Source organism: Haloarcula argentinensis DSM 12282 (genome assembly GCA_000336895.1).
Taxonomy (GTDB): domain Archaea; phylum Halobacteriota; class Halobacteria; order Halobacteriales; family Haloarculaceae; genus Haloarcula; species Haloarcula argentinensis.
The window spans coordinates 271,902-289,459 of the sequence record AOLX01000005.1 but is presented as its reverse complement, the minus strand read 5'-3'; the positions used below and the strand labels follow the sequence as shown (position 1 = coordinate 289,459).

Sequence of the window (17,558 nt, the reverse complement as noted above, 5' to 3'; positions counted from 1 at the left end):
TCGATCAATCCGAGGTTAGGTGTTCAATCCGTTACATCATACATTTACTGCAAATCACACGAGGTGTCATTCAAGTACCAAAGTATATAATTTGATACTTGGGTCGGCAACTTTATCGCTCGAAGTTAGGTACATTCGATATTGTGTCAGAGCTGCCGAATATTGTTGTGCTTCATATTGATGATGAACCGGATTTTTTAGATGTGGCCTCGGAAATACTTGCACAGCAATCCGACCAACTCAACGTTGTAACTGCAGCGAGTGCCGCTGAAGGGCTCGACCGGCTTGATGAACGTTCCGTTGACTGTATTGTCAGCGACTATCGGTTGCCCGAAAAAGACGGCATCGAGCTTCTCAAAGCTGTCCGTGAAGAGTACCCTGATCTCCCGTTCATCCTTTTCACCGGTGAGGGGAGCGAAGCGGTCGCAAGCGACGCTATTGCCGCCGGTGCAACTGATTATCTCCGGAAAGGACACGGAACAGAACGATACGAACTCCTCGCAAATCGCATTGAAAACGCCGTCGAACAGTACCGCACCAATCAGCGCGCTGCTGAACTGGAACGGGTTCGTGCGCTCGTCAGCAACATCGATCAGGCGCTCATCCGAGCGAGTTCGCTATCGGAAATCAAAACTCGCGTCTGTGAGATCATTAGCGACTCTGAGCCCTATCGGTTCGCCTGGATAGGGGAGCGAGATTCCGAGACAGACCGAATCGAGCCACAGACCTGGGCCGGCGTCGAGGACGCGTATCTCGACACTATTGTCGTCACTGCAGATAACTCCCGGACAGGACAGGGTCCCGCGGGGACGGCCGTCCGGGAACGACGTATTGCTACGGTACAGAATATTCAAGACGACCCGGGATTCGAGATCTGGCGAGAGGAAGCACTCGATCGCGGTTATCGAAGCACTGCTGCGGTTCCGCTCGAATACAATAACACTCTGTACGGTCTCCTGTGCGTCTATTCGTCCCGTCAATTTGCCTTTGCCGAGGGCGAACAGGCATTACTCGGCGAACTCGGGAACAGCATCTCGCACGCTATACACTCGCTGAAAATCCGGGACGAACTGCGCGCAGAACGGACGTTTACCGACCAGGCACTCGATTCACTTGCCGACATATTCTACGTCCTCGATTCTGAAGGCAACATTCAGCGCTGTAACGAACAATTCGCAAGGCTGGCCGGATACACTGATGAACAAATCGCAGATCTCGATGCGGTCAGTCTTTTTCCGGAAGACGAACAGGATGCAGTCGCGGAGGCGATCGAGGAGGCGCTCACAACTGGGCAATCGACAATCGAAGCGGATTTTCTCACTGCGGAGGGGAAGCGCACTCCCCACGAGTTCACCGCTGACCGCCTGACCGACCAGGACGGTAACCTGATAGGGCTTGTCGGCACCGGTCGGGACATATCCGAACGTACAAGACGTGAACGGGAACTGCAGGATCAAAAAGAACAGCTAGAGCAGTTTGCCGCTACTGTCAGCCACGACCTGCGGAACCCGCTAAACGTCATCCAGGGTCGGCTGGAACTTGTCCAGGCCGAACATTCGAGTGATCATCTGGCTGTGATCGAAACAGCGACTGATCGGATGGAACGGATTGTAGAGGACCTTCTCTGGCTAGCGCGGGAGCAACAGGAGATCGGGTCGCTGGAGCCTGTTGCGATCGACGCAGCGGCTGAGGCCGCGTGGAAGCTCGTATCTGACCCTGCAGACGAGGCCGAACTGTACTGTGATTGCGAGGCCGATACCCGGCCACTGGTCAAAGCTGATACGGATCAACTCCGGCACCTGCTCGAAAATCTGTTCAGGAACACGATCGATCACGCTGGTTTAGATGTCACTGTCGTCGTCGGTATCTTCGGTGACACCCCCGGATTCTACATCGAAGACGACGGTCCTGGAATCCCCGCCGAGGACCGCGAAAAGGTGTTCGAGGCTGGCTATTCGACTTCCGAATCAGGGACTGGTTTGGGCCTCAACATCGTCAAACGAGTCGCTGACGCTCATGGCTGGGACATTCGCGCAACTGAGAGTTCGATGGGTGGGACACGATTCGAGATCACGGGTCTCGAAACTGTGGAATAACCCACTATTCCGAATCTCTCCGTTCAATACAAAGAACTCGGAAAACCACAGGAGTTAGCACAGATGCAACGGTCAATTCACATATGGTTTCCAGTCCCTCCCAACAGAGATGGATACACCCCGAGTACGTCGCGACTGTCGTTGGTGTCCTTGCCACCGGTGCACTAGTATTCTACAGCGCAATCACTCAATCGGGTCCCACAGTCGAGGAAATCATATTCGTGGTGCTTACGATTACAGTGCCGACTACTGTTGCTTACGAACTTGCTTGTCGATGGCGGTGAGTGATTCTGAACGCCGGCCCGACTAACAACGGGGTACCAGCCGGGTCCTATCTATACTTCACGACGCATGGTCAGTGGTAGTTTCCGTCGCGTGGTCTCCGCTAACAGGCCAGTGTCGTGGTCGTCCGCAACGCTACAGCCAGCAACCGCCGTCGCTATCGGTGGTTGTGATGGCCCCTCCATAGCTGTGTGGGGATATCGCCCACCTCTCGATGCTGCGATTGCGGAAGCTCAGTGATCGCAGAGCGAATAAAATGAGATAAAACGTCACAGTTGTTATCTTACACCAAGTACATTCTACTTCATAGGGTTCTGGTCCCCGCACCGCCCTTATTGAATCCGATCACGTTCATCAAACGGTCCGGGTCCGGAACCCGTTGTCGTGGATGATGACTCCAAATGGTGCGGACGCTACCCCCCGGCTGCCCACCATTCTCTTGCTGTTCGAATCCGGGTGTACTCCGAACGTGAGCAGATGGGACTAACGCTAGCGAGAAACGAGTGGCTTGCGACAAAACCAACAGACGGCGAGGGGATATCACAAGCACTTTATATACACTCCTATCGGAGCTAGGTGGGTTCTGAGCCCTGTCCAATCGCGCTGGATTCTCCCGCACGATTGCTTCGGGCTGGAATCCGTCGTCGGTTTCGACGACTTCCGATGGTACGTTGCACCCCATCTCTCCCACCCCCACAGCAACGTCCCATCCTTTTAGATGATTGGCGGAGCCGTGCGTTCCGGTGATGACTGCACTGAAATTACCACTATGCTAGGAGTCACCACAAAAAATATGTCGAACGGTGAATTACGATCATATGGGTTCTGGTCCCCGCTTTGGGCCCTTTCCTACTTTGCGCCTACTCGCCCCACCCCATGTCTCGGGTCCAGAACCCATCCGTGCCTCTGACTGCAGTGGGTGGCACACACGGTGCCCATCGCCACCCGTCATCCGCTTTCCTACAGGAGCGCAACACCTACCTTTTCCAACCATGCTTCTGAGGGAACTGCTGTTACTGTGAGCCAGTAGCTTCGCTCGCTCTAGTGAGGATCTCTGCGAGTTCCTCGCGGTCGAACAGCTGTTCGCCCTCGGGAATCTCTGGAAGTTCGCCAGCGGTGATCTCGCCCGGCCACTCACCGAATTCGTTGGGATAGAGCTGCTTTCCGAGCATCTCCGTCTGGAAGAGATTGATGATCGGACCCTGATAGGCTGACCCGCCGACGTATAGTCGATCCTCCTGAACGGCGGTGAGTTCCTGCCCCAGCGAACTGTCCCGCATCCCTTCGACTGTCTTTCGGAGCGCATCCTCGCCGTTCCAGTCGCGGTAATTGACGCCGAAGTGGAACACGAGCACGTCAGGATCGACCTCCAGCAGTGCCTCGTAGTCGACCTGGATCCCGGACTGGCCATCGTACTCGCCCTCGAACGCGTCGACAATGCCGAGATCTCGGTACTGTTTTTTCCCGTATGCCTTGTCGATCTCAGTCCTGGGGTTGTAGGCACGGAAGAACCCCTCGTTGTCGGGGTTTATTTGCGCGTTGAGCAATCCGACGCTCGGACGATCGGACGCCGGTGGAACGCGCGACCGCATCTCCTGTAGCGCCTGCTCGTAGAGGGTGTTGATAGCAGCGGCTGTCTCGGACTTTCCGAGCAGTGCTCCGTATCTGCTGACGAATTCGGGGATATCGTAGTAGGCGTAGGACTCACCACCGGGCCAGGTGGGCCAGTCGTCGCCGCGTTTGCGGCGGCTGGCGTTCCCAAAGAAGGGCCCAATCGAATCGTTGATTTCGGAGATATCGCCCCCGTCAGCACCGTAGTACGAAATGAATCGGTTCGGGTCAGTAGCGAACAGGTCCGGGTCGAGTTCATAGAGAACCTCGGTTCTGAGTGACCAGTCGTCTGTCCGGACTAACTCCAGCGACTCGGGATCGGGGACGTCTACGCCGGGAAGCTGGTCGTAGAAGCCGGTGAACCAGAACTGGTTGCCCTCGGCGGCGACGAGCTTGTCGGCCTCCCCCAGTGCAGTCAGGATGTCTTCCTCGAATCCCCACCCGCCGACGATGGTCTCCGGACTCGACTCAAGTCTGAGGTTGCCCACCGGTGCCATCGTCCCTGAATAGGACCGGTCAGTTTGTGTCCGGGTTTCATCGGACTCGGTACCTCCACTCGAAAGCCCAGTACAACCTGCGAGCGAGCCAGTGGTCAGCAGCGCGGTCCCGTACTTTACGCACTCTCTCCGCGTCGACCACGTTTTGTCCTGATTAGTCTCCGCCATGAGTTTTAGCCCAGCCTAAAATAACAAATACCCTTCGATTTTTAGCCAGCCCTAAAAATAGGGCAGCCCAGCCATGCGAAACAAGTCGTGGTTGCCGGGACGAGCGGGTCATCTCTAATCCGAGATCCTTTTGTGCTAGGAGGAGTTCCATTAGCGGGGTATGAACGAGTTACGTACTGGACTGAGTTACGGGGACGTGCTGCTCGTCCCGAAGCGATCACCGGTCGATAGTCGGAGCGACATCGACCTCTCGACGTCGCTTACGCCGACCATCGAACTGGACACGCCGCTCGTCTCCGCTGCGATGGACACCGTTACGGAGGCGGAACTGGCAATCGAGCTTGGACGGTCTGGCGGGTTCGGGGTACTACACCGGTTCCTGACGCCCGAGGAACAGGCCGAGCAGGTCGAGCAGGTGAAAGAAGCGGGCGAACAGATCGGCGCAGCAGTCGGTATCAACGAGGACTACGTCGCACGGAGCGCGGCCGTGATTGCAGCCGGTGTTGATGCACTTGTCGTCGACGTGGCCCACGGTCACCTCGACCGGTCGCTCGATGCCGTCGAAACTCTCGCCAAAGAATTTCCCGACACCGACCTCATCGCCGGCAACGTCGCGACGCCCGCGGGCGTCGAAGACCTCGCCGCCGCTGGGGCCGACTGTGTCAAAGTCGGTATCGGACCCGGGTCCCACTGTACCACCCGGAAGGTCGCGGGTGCTGGCGTCCCCCAGCTGACCGCCGTTGATGACTGTGCCACGGCCGCCGAAGATCTGGACGTTACTATCTGCGCGGATGGCGGGATTCGCACGTCCGGTGACGCGGTGAAGGCCCTCATGGCTGGGGCAGATACCGTAATGCTTGGGAGCCTCTTTGCCGGCACGGAGGAGGCCCCCGGGGCGGTCGTCGAAGTCGATGGTACGCGATACAAGCGATCACGCGGGATGGCGACTACTGCTGCGGCCGAGGACCGTGATGACAAGCAGAACAACGTCAGCGCCGACGAAGGCGTCGAGGCACTGACCCCGTACAAAGGCTCGGTCACTGCTGTGGCCGAGGAGTTCTGTGCTGGCATCCGTTCCGGGCTCTCCTACTGTGGCGGGCATACAATCGCTGCGGCCCGCGACAAGGCGGAGTTCATCCGTGTCGCTCAGAGTGCAAAGGAGCGCGAGGGGTTCCACACGGACCACGACTGGGAAGGCGTCAACGTAGAGAGTGAGGCAACCCAGGTCCGCGACGCCGGCACTGAGGCGGCTGCCGACAGCGACGACTGAACTGCTATCAACGACTGAACGGGATAGATACGATAACGATGCGCCAATAAGCGCAGCGAGGTAGAGATTCCGTCGGGCGTTCAAAAACTGGACCACCAACAACGACGGAGATTCTGTCTATACTGGGGCAGCACAATCGAGCAGTGATCGGTGCATCTCTCGGGAAGTAATTTTCATCCCGTGAGCGATACTCGACCCGGTCCCCAGTTCATAGCCTACTTGTCGAACTGCGCTGTCAACTGTTGCTGTGTATCCAGTCCCGTCTGAAATCGGGTAATAATCTCTGACTGGTGCTTTGGACATGCGAGCACAGCGACGGCCCCATCCTGAACCTGAATCACTGGCTGCTGTGGATTGTGCACCGCTAGGTGACAACTCGGACAGCTAACGCCGCCAGCAGGTCTGTAGTCTAGGAGTTCAGCGGTGGCTGTAGTCGTATACCCGCAAACAGACCTGAACTGCGTCAAGTGATCAGTACAGCCTACAATCGGAACTGTTAGCTGATCGAGAAGCAGGAACGACGGCAGACCATCAGGAGATTGCAGTGCAGACCGACATGCGTCGCAGTGAATTGGCGGATATCTCTCGTGTTCGTCCGACGGATGCGGCAGGGGCTCTCCGGGAACCATGATACGTAGGGTAGGTTCGAATTGAGTACCCACACGGGTAAGTGATGTGCCTAAAACCCTCATCAGGCACCGAATGGCCTCTCACGGCGGTCAACCGGTCCGTTTGAACGCTGGGGAGCCTCATCTGCCTGCGACTGCATGCAGCGTAAGTAGACCAGTAGCCACTCATCTCATCGCCGTATTGACTGCCAAGAGATGCTCGACGTCCGCTGAACGTCGTCCGTTGAAATACGGACGCAGGTAGAGATACGGTTCTGGCAAGAGTCGGTCGCGCTGCAGTGCCGAACTGCATACTGCCTCTGGAACGTATCAGTTCGACCTTCTCAACCGTCACTGGAGTTTCCCCGGCTCCCTCCTACTCTTGTGTGGTAGCCGCTGGCGTTCGCACTTCCACCGCCGAATGCTTGTACTCTGGGATCTCGGCGACGGGATCGAGCGCATCGCCGGTCAGGGCGTTTGCGAGCGGGTCCAGATAGTGGAACGTACAGAACACGACTCCGGGCCGAATGGTCGCCGTCACAGCCGCCGACACTGTCACGCTGCCGCGCTCGCTCTCGACGACCACCGTATCGCCGTCCTCGATACCGCGAGCGGCGGCATCGTCCGGGTGGATCTCGAGGACATCTTCCCCGCGCATTCGCATGAGCGTCTCTGACCGGCGAGTGAGTGCGCCGCTGTTGAAGTGCTGGAGCACGCGCCCCGTCGTGAGAACGAGTTGCTCCCCGGTGACGGCATCGGCCGGCGGCGTCGGCGAGACTGGGGCCAGCGATGCTGTTTGCTCGCCCGACGCGAACGTCTCCGTATGGAGAACGTCGGTTCCGGAATCGGCGTCCGCCGGGAACGGCCACCGCTGGAAGCTATCACCGATGCCGTCGTAACTCATTCCGGCGTACAGCGGATTGACTCGCGTTAGCTCTTCGAAAACCGCTTCCGGTCCGTCGTAGTCGAACGCGTCCGACTGGTCGACCAGCCGCTGACCGAGATCTGTGAGGATATCGAGGTCCCGGCGGGCGTTCCCGGGCAGATCAGCGTTCGGTCGCATCCGCATCACCCGCCGGTCCGTGTTGGTCACGGTCCCCGCTTTCTCTGCCCAACTGCTTCCGGGGAGCACGACATCGGCGTGGTCGACGGTCGCAGTCTCGAAGAGGTCGATGACGACACAGAAGTCGAGCTCGTCGAAGCCGGCCCCGACAGAGGTAGCGTTTGGCTCCGTGACAGCCGGGTTCTCGCCGAACACGACCGCAGCCTTGATCTCGTCACCGAATTGGTGCGTCGCAGTCGTCTCCGTCAGGCCGGGTTCGCTCGGCGGCTCGACGCCCCACTCGTCTGCGACTCGCTGTCGGGCATCCGGGTCCGTGACGGGTTCGTAGCCGGGGAGCACGCTGGGAAGCGCTCCGATGTCGCCGGCCCCCTGCACGTTGTTCTGGCCCCGAAGCGGGTTCACGCCGGTGCCTGGGCGGCCGACGTTACCGGTCAGCAGCGCGAGGTTCAACAGCGCGTGGACGTTGTCGGTCCCGCACGCGTGCTGGCTCATTCCCATCCCGGTGATGATTGCCGCTCTATCGGCCTCGGCGTACGTTCGGGCCGCCTCCTGAACGGTTTCCGGGTCGACGCCGGCCACGTCGGCACCCGACCCGATGTCGACATCGTCAAGGTGTGCTGTCAGGTCCGCGTAGCCGGTCGTCCGTTCCTCAACAAAGGACTCGTCGACGAGTTCCTCATCGAGGATGACCTTCGCCATCGAATTGAGGAGCTGGATATCGTATCCGGGACGAACATCGAGGTGGATGTCGGCAGCATTGGTCGTGTCCGTCTCGCGCTGGTCGATATGGATGAGTGTTGCTCCGTTGCGAATCGCCGGCACGAAGTACGAACGGAAAATGACGGGATGCTGTTCGGCTGGGTTCGCCCCGGTCACGAGCAGACAGTCGGTTTCGGCGAGGTCATCGAGTGTGTTCGTCATCGCCCCGGCACCGAACCGCTCGCTCATCGCGGCGACCGTCGACGAATGACAGAGGCGAGCGCAGTTGTCGACGTTGTTGGTGCCGAGCATCCGGGCAATCTTCTGCAAGACGTAGTTCTCCTCGTTTGTGCAGTTCGATGATGCGAAGAACTCGACGGCGTCCGACCCGTGCTGGTCGATGATTTCCGTGAGTCGGTCGGTCACGCGAGATAGGGCGGTTTCCCAGGGGGCAGTGGCAAAACGCCCGTTCTCACGGACGAGTGGCTCGGTCAACCGATCTTCGTGTTCGACCACGTCGTACGCGGCCCCGCCCTTTGGACAGATCTCTCCTTTCGTGTTCACTGGCCCCGCTGTGCCGGTCGCCTTCCCGTTGCCAGCGTACTGTATCGTACAGCCAACGCCACAGTACGGGCAGACTGTCTGTTCGGCCCGGGGGTTTCGGTCCTGATTGGCGCCCATTTATAAATTGAATGATGGGAGCGCAGCTACAAGTAGTTCATCGGTAAAACGTAGGCGTGTTTATGAATGGAGTGTCCTGTTGTTCCTTAATCGTATCTTCGAGCGCCTGAGTACGCTCTTGCAGTTCAGTGTGTTCAACGAGCCACGTGGCAGTCCATACTGACACAGACACTAGCCTCGTTATACAGGTACAGTGTCTTGTCAGCTGGCAGCATGATCGATGCATCGATGATCAAGCCGCCATTGTCGATAAGTGCCCCATCGGCGTGGTCCTGCAACGCATTGTTCAAGTCAGAATCAGATCGGTCTGAGAATCGATCCAACTGATTGACGGGATACCGTTAGACTTGTACGTTGCTGACGTTGTATGGTCTCCGTTGAGGGTTCGGTGGCAGGGATGCCAAGACTGGCATCAAGCACACCCAGTCCGTCAGCAACCCGAGAGCCATCATTGTCGACTGCTAAGCTGATTGGACGGCCCTCATCGCTCAGACGGAGGAGATCGTCCAGATAGTCTCCGTCACCATCTTGATCGAGGGACCAATACATCACTGCCACCCCGGCGACTTTCTGGACGAAAGAGCGCCGCATTGTGCCGATACTACCTTCTACCGGGGTTGTTTGTCTCTGCCATGTGTGACCTCGAAAAAGTGTGACCAACGATCTGCGCTTCTACAGCGCGTTAACAGCGGCCTTCGTAGGCGTAAATAAACGCCTCTGCTCCATCTTCCTCAAGCGGGACAGTATCAACAAGTTCGAAGGAACTCATGTTGACCTGGCCAACAATGGTTGACTCTTCGTATTCGAACGGCCGAGTCAAATGAGCCGTTTCAGGGGGTTTTTTTCCAACAACGAGTGCGTCGAATGTTGGCTCCCCATCCGGACCAGTCACTGTCCATGACTGTCCGATATCCCCGTAGTGGCCGCCCTGCACGACGATGCCCCGTTCAACAGCTGCAAACGATGCTTTCGCAGGCCGCACCCGAACTTTGCCACCCCACGTGTGGACGTGTTCAAGCCATACCTCATCACACCCCTGAGCATCGAGTGCTTGAGCAACTGCCCGACCCTCATTTGGATGTTGTGCTGCGAACCCAGCGAATGCAGGTTGTGCAACCATGGTCGTTATTACACAGGCGACCAGCAACGTAGTCCCAATCCGGCGTGCTGACTGATATGTTGTGAACTCCGTCTCGCGAAATGCGAACACCGTTAGCAACAAACAGGCGAACGCTATCAAGTCGGTCGCACGGCCAGCACTACGGAAAATAGAGATGCCAGGTATCCTGTAGATTGCCCAGAATCCTGTCGCAAGCAGTGCACCAATGACTGCGACGCCTAACACCCCAAACGCCCATCGCCGGTCGAATCCACCGTGGTTGTTAGCAATCCAAATTCCGAGCCCAGCAAATGCAAGTGTTGGAATACCGACTGTTGCATAGCCAGCTCCGATTAGGTGGCCGGGCACGACTGAAATGACTGGATGCAGACCAGAAATAACGAGTGCCTGCTGGACTAAATCAAGCGAGTGCGACACTGGCGGTCGCTTTGAGGCATTCAGTAGCGATGGAATGATAGTAATGACGTGAGGGAGGCCGACGAGTGAACCGAGCGCAACCCCGGTGGCGAATCGCCACGCCTGCGTGGCTACAATCAAAACGCCGGTGAACACGCAGAGATAGAACGTATAGTACATTCCGCCTGCTAAGAATGCCGCCCCAATCCCAATGCCGGCGATTACTCCAGCTCGCCGGGATGCCGAGTTTAGATAGCGGGGCAGCAACTGGTGGACGGTGAGGACAACCCACGGAAACGCGAACAGTTTTTCTAACTGCCCGCCGGAGTAGTGCGGCCAAGCGATGAAGAGCCAAATGAGCGCATACGGTGCTGCATGAGCTATATCGAGATCCCGACGTGCGCACCAGTACGCCACAACTGGAATTGCTGTCAGATGGGCACCTGCTACCACCTCCAAGGCGATATCAAGTGGTACCTGCGGAATATACATCGGGAGTGCTGGTGGATAGAAGCCCTTGAACATCGGATTCGCCCAGATCGACCTGCCGCCAAACCATGGGGCAGTTAGTGGTAGTTCGCCTTGGGAAAGCGCGCGGCGAACGTGTATTGGTGGTATAAGATTTGAGAACACCTCATTGCCAAAAGCATATCCATCTTTGAGGAAGGCATTACGAGCGAAAATAAGTGGTAATGCGCCTAAGACCACTGTCGCAAATAAATCCTGAATTGACCAGCCCGATTTACGTTCAATATAACCGCGGAATTGATCAAAACTCATTGCTGATCTCTTACTTACAGTCGGTTATAAATATACCACTTGCCCAAACAAATGTAAATTAGCCTTTCAGTGGTTATCGTTCTTAGAAATTGCATCAGTTTTGTCGCTCGGACCCGAGACGAATATCGTTGAGCATCTCTTCGACGTTAGCCGTGTCCGAACGCCCATATTCGCGCTTCCGTTTCATAGCCCCCTCACGAAGCCGGCGAATCCGTGACTGAGAAATATGCTTGCAGGCGGCGAGGATCTTGTCAAGCACTGCTCGAAACACATCGGCCGGTCGGTCGCCGAGCTTGCCGCCGAACGAGACGAGGCCACACTCCGGGCAGTGGCGGTGGCGACGGTGGTCGTTGTGACTGATTTTGCGAATCAGTCGCCCTGCCTCTGCGTTATAACTAAACACCTGTTCGCAACCCGGCAAGCGATTTTCGGGACCGCTCATCTCGTGGTAGAACTCCGGATAGAAGATTGTGGGATTCCTCAGCGAACGAAGCAGAGGTCATCGGTCTCACACGACTGCCTCATTATACGGTTCTCTGGACCTGGTTTGCCCGGATTCCGACCAAAGTTTGGCGTGCGTTTCTCTACGCGTCAGTCAAGACACGGGAAGGCAATGCTGCGATTGATGCTTGGCTGGTCACGATCAAAGCTTGAAGCCGATACTACGCCAACCACACAGGCTACCGCGTCCGAGCGTTGAAAGTGACTGCTCTGGTGGATGTCGAAACCCTATACACCACCGGCATCTACTCGACCATCTCAATGAAACACGACGCCAAGAGCGGCTCGTAGGTCGCCCGCCGAAACACGGGCGACCGCCGAGGCCTCGCTCCTGACAGAGGATACGATACAAAAGCCTTCCGTGACGAACTCCGTCGAAATGGTATCCGTCGCCGATCAAACACGGTATGTTCAACTCACTCGAGTACGCCCACAACGCCCGCATGGACAGTGATCTGTACCACCAGCGATCCATATCTGACACCGCCTTCGTAAGGATCAAGCGGACGCTCGGCGTTGCCGCGCGTGCGTGAATCTGGTTTGAATTCCGTGAATTAATCCTCAAAGTCACCGTCTACAACCTCCGCTGGAGCATCCGATATCCGTGACATGCACCGCAGTGTATCGAAACTACAGAGCCGAGTGGGGCAACACCATGGCTCTCGAACAGTGTCAGGGCTGGCTTCCGGCATGGCAGACCGTGTGTGGGTGTGCTGGCAGTTTCGAGAGGCACACCACATACTGTAATGGGACATCGCTCGTAGTACCGGTAGATGCGACCAGCCCTGACGACTGTGCAACTCTTCGCGATACTCGCAGTAGTTCTCGGTACAATGGTTTTCGCTGCGTCGTTTGCCATCGATACCACTAGCGCCCGCCCCGAACCGGTGGCGTTCGATAACACTGTACAACGTGGCATCACGATGGCCGACGAACAGATCGCCCGGAATCGGAGTATCAGCGTCCCGCGCGCGCAAGTCTTCTACTCACAGTACCGCTACGTCGTCGGCTACGTCGGTATCAGTCAGGCTGTGACCGCGCTCACCGAGCCGGGACACGAGCAGCAGTTCGGGTATCCACTCGTGGTGTACGTTTCCGACTACAGTGACCGCCCGGTCAGGTGCGGCGACGATGGCTCGCTCCGGACAGCCACACCGCCGGACTGGGTCGAAGCCAATCAGGCCCACTACGTCGTCGACGGTGCGGCGCGGGTACCATCCGGACCGGCGGTTGTGCCGTTTGCCGATCGGGACGACGCAGACGCATTCGCCGATAGCTGTGGCGGCCGAGTCATCGATTGGGAGGCGCTCAAATCCCACTCGTTCGACCTCGAACAGGCGGCAGCAGTCCGAGAGCAGGTCGGTCCGCGGCGAAACGATACGAACGCCACCGTACAGGCGGCTCGCCAGCGTCGAAATCGGCCCGTCTCGGTCGAAGTCGGAACCGATGCCCCGACGGTTCAGGCAGCCGTCGATGCGGCCCCGCCGAATACGACGGTCGTCGTCCCGACTGGCACGTACGAGGAGCAGGTGACGATAGACAAGCCACTCACCCTCAGCGGCCCCGGAGCGACGCTTGACGGGGGTGGCAACGGCACAGTCGTGACAGTGACCGCCGACCGGGTCGGTGTCACCGGGTTCGACATCGTCGGCGTCGGCAACACGACGGTCGGCGACCCGACGCAGAGCAACGATAGCGCCTGGGACGCCACCGTCACGACCGCCTACGGCAACAGCGATGCCGCCGTGACCGGTCGAAACGCGTCCGGACTGTACGTTGCGAACCTCAGCGTCGAGACGCCCGCCAGCGGCGTCGTTCTGCGGCGGACACCCGGAGCGGTCGTCGAGAACAGCACGGTGAACGGGACGGCAGACTGGCAGGACGGATTCATGGGCGTGATCGGGATGCACGGGTCAATCGTCGTGCAGGATTCGGTCTTCAACGGCGGGCGTGACGGCGTGTACCTCCACCGGGCCGACGGGACCGCCGTCCGGAACAACACGTTCCGGGACAACCGCTTCGGCGTCCACCTGATGTACACCTCCCGGGCGCTCGTCGCGGACAACGTCGCCCGGGGACAGGAGTACGCCGGCGTCGTCGTCATGACGAACCCTATGGCGAACGCCATCGTCGGGAACGACGTGCGCCACTCCGGTAGCGGCGTCATGTTAGCCGGCTCCCGGAGCTATATTGCACACAACGTGGTAGTCGACACTACGCAGGCAATGTCGACAAACGCCGACCGGTCCCTGTACGAGCACAACGTTCTCTACGGGAATGACATCGGTGTGCGGGCGTCGACAGTCGTCCCGTCGAACATCGTCACCAAGAACGATTTCATCGCGAACGACCGCCACGCCATCTCGGGACCGGGACCGCTACGCGTGTACACGCACGAAGGTCGGGGGAACTACTGGAGCGGTGCGTACGACCTTACTGGCGGAACTGGGCCAACACTGGGCCAGTCCTACTCACCCACCGACTCTGTTGACCGCCGCCTCCACCAGACCGACGCTGCGGTCGTCCTCAGATCAGCACCGAGCGTTCGTGGTCTCCGTGCACTCCGTGGCACCACGCCTGGCTTCCGCCGGGGAACCATTGTCGATAGGGCTCCGCTGACAGACCCTGCGAATCCCGGGGCTGTCGAGCGACTGCGAAACGAGACAGCCATGGAGGAACCAGCATGACTGGCGAGACGTACCTCACGGCGGACGAGGTCACGAAGACGTACGGCGATGTGACGGCCGTCTCGGAGGTGTCACTCGACATTCCGTCCGATGCCGTAACCGGGTTCATCGGCCCGAACGGGTCCGGGAAAACGACGCTCCTGCGTATGCTTCTGGGCGTCGAGCGACCCACCAGTGGCACCGTCTCGTACGGTGGGCCTGAGGCCGAACGCCAGCTGGGCTACCTGCCACAGCGGCCGACCTTCCGGCCGGGGTTCAGCGTCCGGGAGACGGCCGGATTCTACGCGGACCTCGTCGACGACGATCCGGACCGACTGCTCGAACGTGTCGGCCTCGAAGAAGTGGCTGCCCGTCCCGTGTCAGGGCTGTCCGGGGGGATGACGCGCCTTCTGGGGATCGCACAGGCACTGGCCGGTGACCCGCCGATCGTGATGCTCGACGAACCGGCGAGCGGCCTCGATCCGGCAATGAGTCGGTTGATATTCGATATCGTCGAGTCGATTGCCGACGCCGGTCGCGCTGTGGTTCTCTGCTCGCACGAACTGCCGCTCGTCGAGGAGACGGCTGACCGACTAGCAGTACTCGAATCCGGCCGCCTCTTGCGGACCGGGTCGGTGGAATCGCTTCGGAAGCAGACCGGCGGGCCGCTCCACGAGACGTTCACAGCGCTTCTGGAACAGGACAAAGCCACTATCGCTGCGCCAGAGGGGGAGCAGGCATGACGGAGAGCAACCGCTTCTGGACGGTCTTCGTGCGAGAGGTACAGAGTGCAGTCAGGACACGCACCTACATCGCGCTCGGTGTGGTCACGGGGATCGTCCTGTTCGCCCTCGCTCATGCCGGTGGCGGCCCCGCCGGCGGCTACGTCCCCACTGTCGTCGACACGCTCGTTGCGGTCGAAGTACTCGTGCCGACGCTTGCTTTTGCGGTCGGCTATCGCGCGATCGCCGACCCCGCTGTCCGGGGAGAACTCGATATACTCGACACTTACCCACTCTCGACGTGGTCGTACGTCGGCGGGGTGTACGCGGGTCGTGCCCTGCTGTTGCTCACTATTATCGTCGTCCCGTTGCTGGCCCTGGGTATCAACGTGGCGACGACCGCAGGCCCGGAGACGACGGTGTTTGCGAGCCATCGCGGTGTCGACTCGCCGTTCCTGTTTATCCGGTTTATCGCACTGACAGTCCTGTACGCGCTCTCGTCGCTGACTATCGCGTTCCTGCTGTCGGCGCTCGCCGGCAGCCGGGGCCGAGCGCTCGTGCTCGCACTCGCCGGACTGCTTGTCATCACCGTCGGAGGCGACTTGGCGGTGTTCGCGGGGCTCGATAGCGGTGTCACCACGAGCACACTCGGCGGCGCGCTCGCCATGACTCCGGCGGGAGCCTACCGCGGACTCGTGTTCGATCAGGTTCTGTACGTCGCTGTTCCGGGTCGGTCAGCGTTCGTCCCGACGTGGGTCGCCGCCCTCTCGCTCCTGTTCTGGTGGGGACTCACATTCGTGGGGGCGATGCTTGCGACGGATGCGGCCTGACCTCAGCCGCCGTCAGTTGCGGCCGCGAGCCCGTCGTCGACCAGCCGCGTGAACCGGTCGATGAGACGGTCCGTGAGCGACGGACGGACCGCCGCGAGGAGCCGCTGTGTCTCGTCCGGCTCGGTCAGAGCGACAACGACACGCCCCCGTTCGCCGTACGATTTTTCGAGTATCTCTGCGTCAGCCAGTGCAGAAACGTGCCAGGAGACCGTACTCCGGGCGACTCCCAGCCGGTCAGTCAGTTCGTCTGCCGACAGGGAGTCCGCTTCCAGCAGATGCAGGAGAATTGTCCGCGCAGTCTCTCGCCGGGCAAACGCGAGCACACGTCGCTCCCAGGGACCGTACTCCCGGCTGTAATAATGCGTTTTGCCCTGAATCTCTTCGGCGACGACGTCGCCGGCACGGCGTAGTTTCCGCAGGTGATACTGTGCTTGTCCAGTCGCGATATCGAGATCCGCTGCAAGCGCGTTGAAATGGACTCCCGGTTTGGACTCGACGTGGGAACGCACTTGCTCAGTAACCGTGGACATAGTCTTCAGTACGGCTTTCCAGCCTCCGGGACAACAGGGTATCGGACGTTCTCACTCCGCGGGAACTCGCTTACATCCCACCCACCAGTTCTCGGGTTATGTCCTCGGCAGGGAGGGTCTGGCCGCCGTACTCTTCGGCGAACGACTCGGCGTCCGCGCTGTCGCTAAATGGAACGATAGCGGTTCCCATCGCGCCCTCCACGTCGGAACTCGCGACGACGGTAAGTGTTTCAGTCGAAGCGAAGGCTTCTCGTCCCAGATGTCGGGAGATGATGGCCTTGCCCCCGTCGGTCTGGGTTTCGTAGTCAGTTGTACTGTAGTCGGTCAGGAACGTCTCCGCCGGCGTCCACCCCGACTGTTCTTTGGCGAACCGGTGCCGATACGTACAGGTCGTACTGCAGAACCGTGCCGGCGGGTCGTGCCCCTCGGGCGTGTTGTCCTGGTAGTACGTTTGACCGGTTGGTCCCGGGTGCTGGTCGATGACCATCCCACACTGGTCACAGTTCTGGCCGCTTTCGATACTGACCGGTTCCATCTCCTCACTGGCCCCCAGACACCCCGAGAGCGACACGACTGTCGCGGTCCCGACGACGAACTGCCGGCGTGTCAGGGCTGGTGCATAGTCAGACATACTAGATAATACACTAGACGACACCAAATGGTTCATGGTGTGACCGTCGAAACGTAGGTCAGTCGGGGACGCTCGGCGGCGCGACCGAATAGATCGCACTCAGCACCAGCAGCGCGATGAGGAAATCGAACCCGTGTTCAGTGAGGTGATGTACTACCATCGGGACAGCCCCGAGGACAGTCCCGATGCCGACCACCGACCGAAGGACCAGCAACCCGATAGCGACAGTCAACAGAACGTACGGCCGCGACCGGCGTCGGTGTGTACTGGCCGCCGCGACGAAAAACAGCGCCACCGTTCCGAGCGTAGCAAGTCCCAGCACGGCAATCAACATTGCGGATTGACCGGGACTAATCCAGTCAGCCGTCGGTTGGAACATCTCTCAGGTCACGTTTCGGGCGGTTGCA

12 protein-coding genes and 1 pseudogene are annotated in these 17,558 nt (G+C 59.2%); 6 read left to right on the top strand and 7 right to left on the bottom strand.

What is annotated here, in order from left to right:
* Positions 1-143 precede the first annotated feature (143 nt).
* Complete coding sequence (locus C443_RS02025) at positions 144-2,096, top strand: hybrid sensor histidine kinase/response regulator (RefSeq protein ID WP_311241331.1); 1,953 nt, start codon at positions 144-146, stop codon at positions 2,094-2,096.
* Between the two features lie 1,295 nt (positions 2,097-3,391).
* Here the strand turns inward: C443_RS02025 and C443_RS02020 are convergent.
* A complete protein-coding gene (locus C443_RS02020) occupies positions 3,392-4,654 on the bottom strand; it encodes an ABC transporter substrate-binding protein (RefSeq protein ID WP_167321074.1) in 1,263 nt (420 codons plus the stop codon).
* Between the two features lie 160 nt (positions 4,655-4,814).
* Here C443_RS02020 and C443_RS02015 point away from each other — a divergent pair, with 160 nt between their 5' ends.
* On the top strand, positions 4,815-5,924 hold the full coding sequence (locus tag C443_RS02015; protein WP_005533300.1) for a guanosine monophosphate reductase: 1,110 nt from the start codon (positions 4,815-4,817) through the stop codon (positions 5,922-5,924).
* Between the two features lie 984 nt (positions 5,925-6,908).
* Here the strand turns inward: C443_RS02015 and fdhF are convergent.
* The 3 genes from fdhF to C443_RS02000 all read right to left on the bottom strand — a co-directional run bounded on the left by fdhF (position 6,909) and on the right by C443_RS02000 (position 11,713).
* On the bottom strand, positions 6,909-8,975 hold the full coding sequence (gene fdhF / locus C443_RS02010) for a formate dehydrogenase subunit alpha (protein ID WP_005533299.1): 2,067 nt from the start codon (positions 8,973-8,975) through the stop codon (positions 6,909-6,911).
* Between the two features lie 682 nt (positions 8,976-9,657).
* A complete protein-coding gene (locus C443_RS02005; protein WP_152422995.1) occupies positions 9,658-11,271 on the bottom strand; it encodes a hypothetical protein in 1,614 nt (537 codons plus the stop codon).
* A gap of 94 nt (positions 11,272-11,365) precedes the next feature.
* Entirely contained in the window at positions 11,366-11,713 is a 348-nt protein-coding gene (locus C443_RS02000; protein WP_005533297.1) for a hypothetical protein, read from the bottom strand.
* Between the two features lie 53 nt (positions 11,714-11,766).
* Between C443_RS02000 and C443_RS22035 the strand changes: the two are divergent.
* The 4 genes and pseudogenes from C443_RS22035 to C443_RS01980 form a co-directional block, all read left to right on the top strand.
* Positions 11,767-12,380 (top strand): annotated as a pseudogene (locus C443_RS22035) (IS5/IS1182 family transposase); the annotation flags it as partial.
* 165 nt (positions 12,381-12,545) lie between these two features.
* Complete coding sequence (locus C443_RS01990) at positions 12,546-14,459, top strand: NosD domain-containing protein (protein WP_005533295.1); 1,914 nt, start codon at positions 12,546-12,548, stop codon at positions 14,457-14,459.
* The gene (locus C443_RS01985; protein WP_005533294.1) at positions 14,456-15,181 is read left to right on the top strand and encodes an ABC transporter ATP-binding protein; all 726 of its coding nucleotides are present in this window, start codon (positions 14,456-14,458) and stop codon (positions 15,179-15,181) included. The genes C443_RS01990 and C443_RS01985 overlap by 4 nt, the downstream gene beginning before the upstream one ends.
* A complete protein-coding gene (locus tag C443_RS01980) occupies positions 15,178-15,990 on the top strand; it encodes an ABC transporter permease (RefSeq protein ID WP_005533292.1) in 813 nt (270 codons plus the stop codon). The genes C443_RS01985 and C443_RS01980 overlap by 4 nt, the downstream gene beginning before the upstream one ends.
* Positions 15,991-15,992: 2 nt before the next feature.
* On the opposite strand, the gene C443_RS01975 is transcribed toward C443_RS01980, so the two are convergent.
* From C443_RS01975 to C443_RS01965, 3 genes are all read right to left on the bottom strand, one after another.
* A complete protein-coding gene (locus tag C443_RS01975; RefSeq protein WP_005533290.1) occupies positions 15,993-16,520 on the bottom strand; it encodes a winged helix-turn-helix transcriptional regulator in 528 nt (175 codons plus the stop codon).
* Between the two features lie 70 nt (positions 16,521-16,590).
* Positions 16,591-17,151: a nitrous oxide reductase accessory protein NosL gene (locus tag C443_RS01970; RefSeq protein WP_005533288.1), complete on the bottom strand. Its 561-nt coding sequence runs from the start codon at positions 17,149-17,151 to the stop codon at positions 16,591-16,593.
* A 58-nt stretch (positions 17,152-17,209) separates the two neighbouring features.
* Positions 17,210-17,485, bottom strand: a complete 276-nt coding sequence (locus C443_RS01965; RefSeq protein WP_005533286.1) for a DUF7471 family protein — start codon at positions 17,483-17,485, stop codon at positions 17,210-17,212.
* Positions 17,486-17,558: the final 73 nt, after the last annotated feature.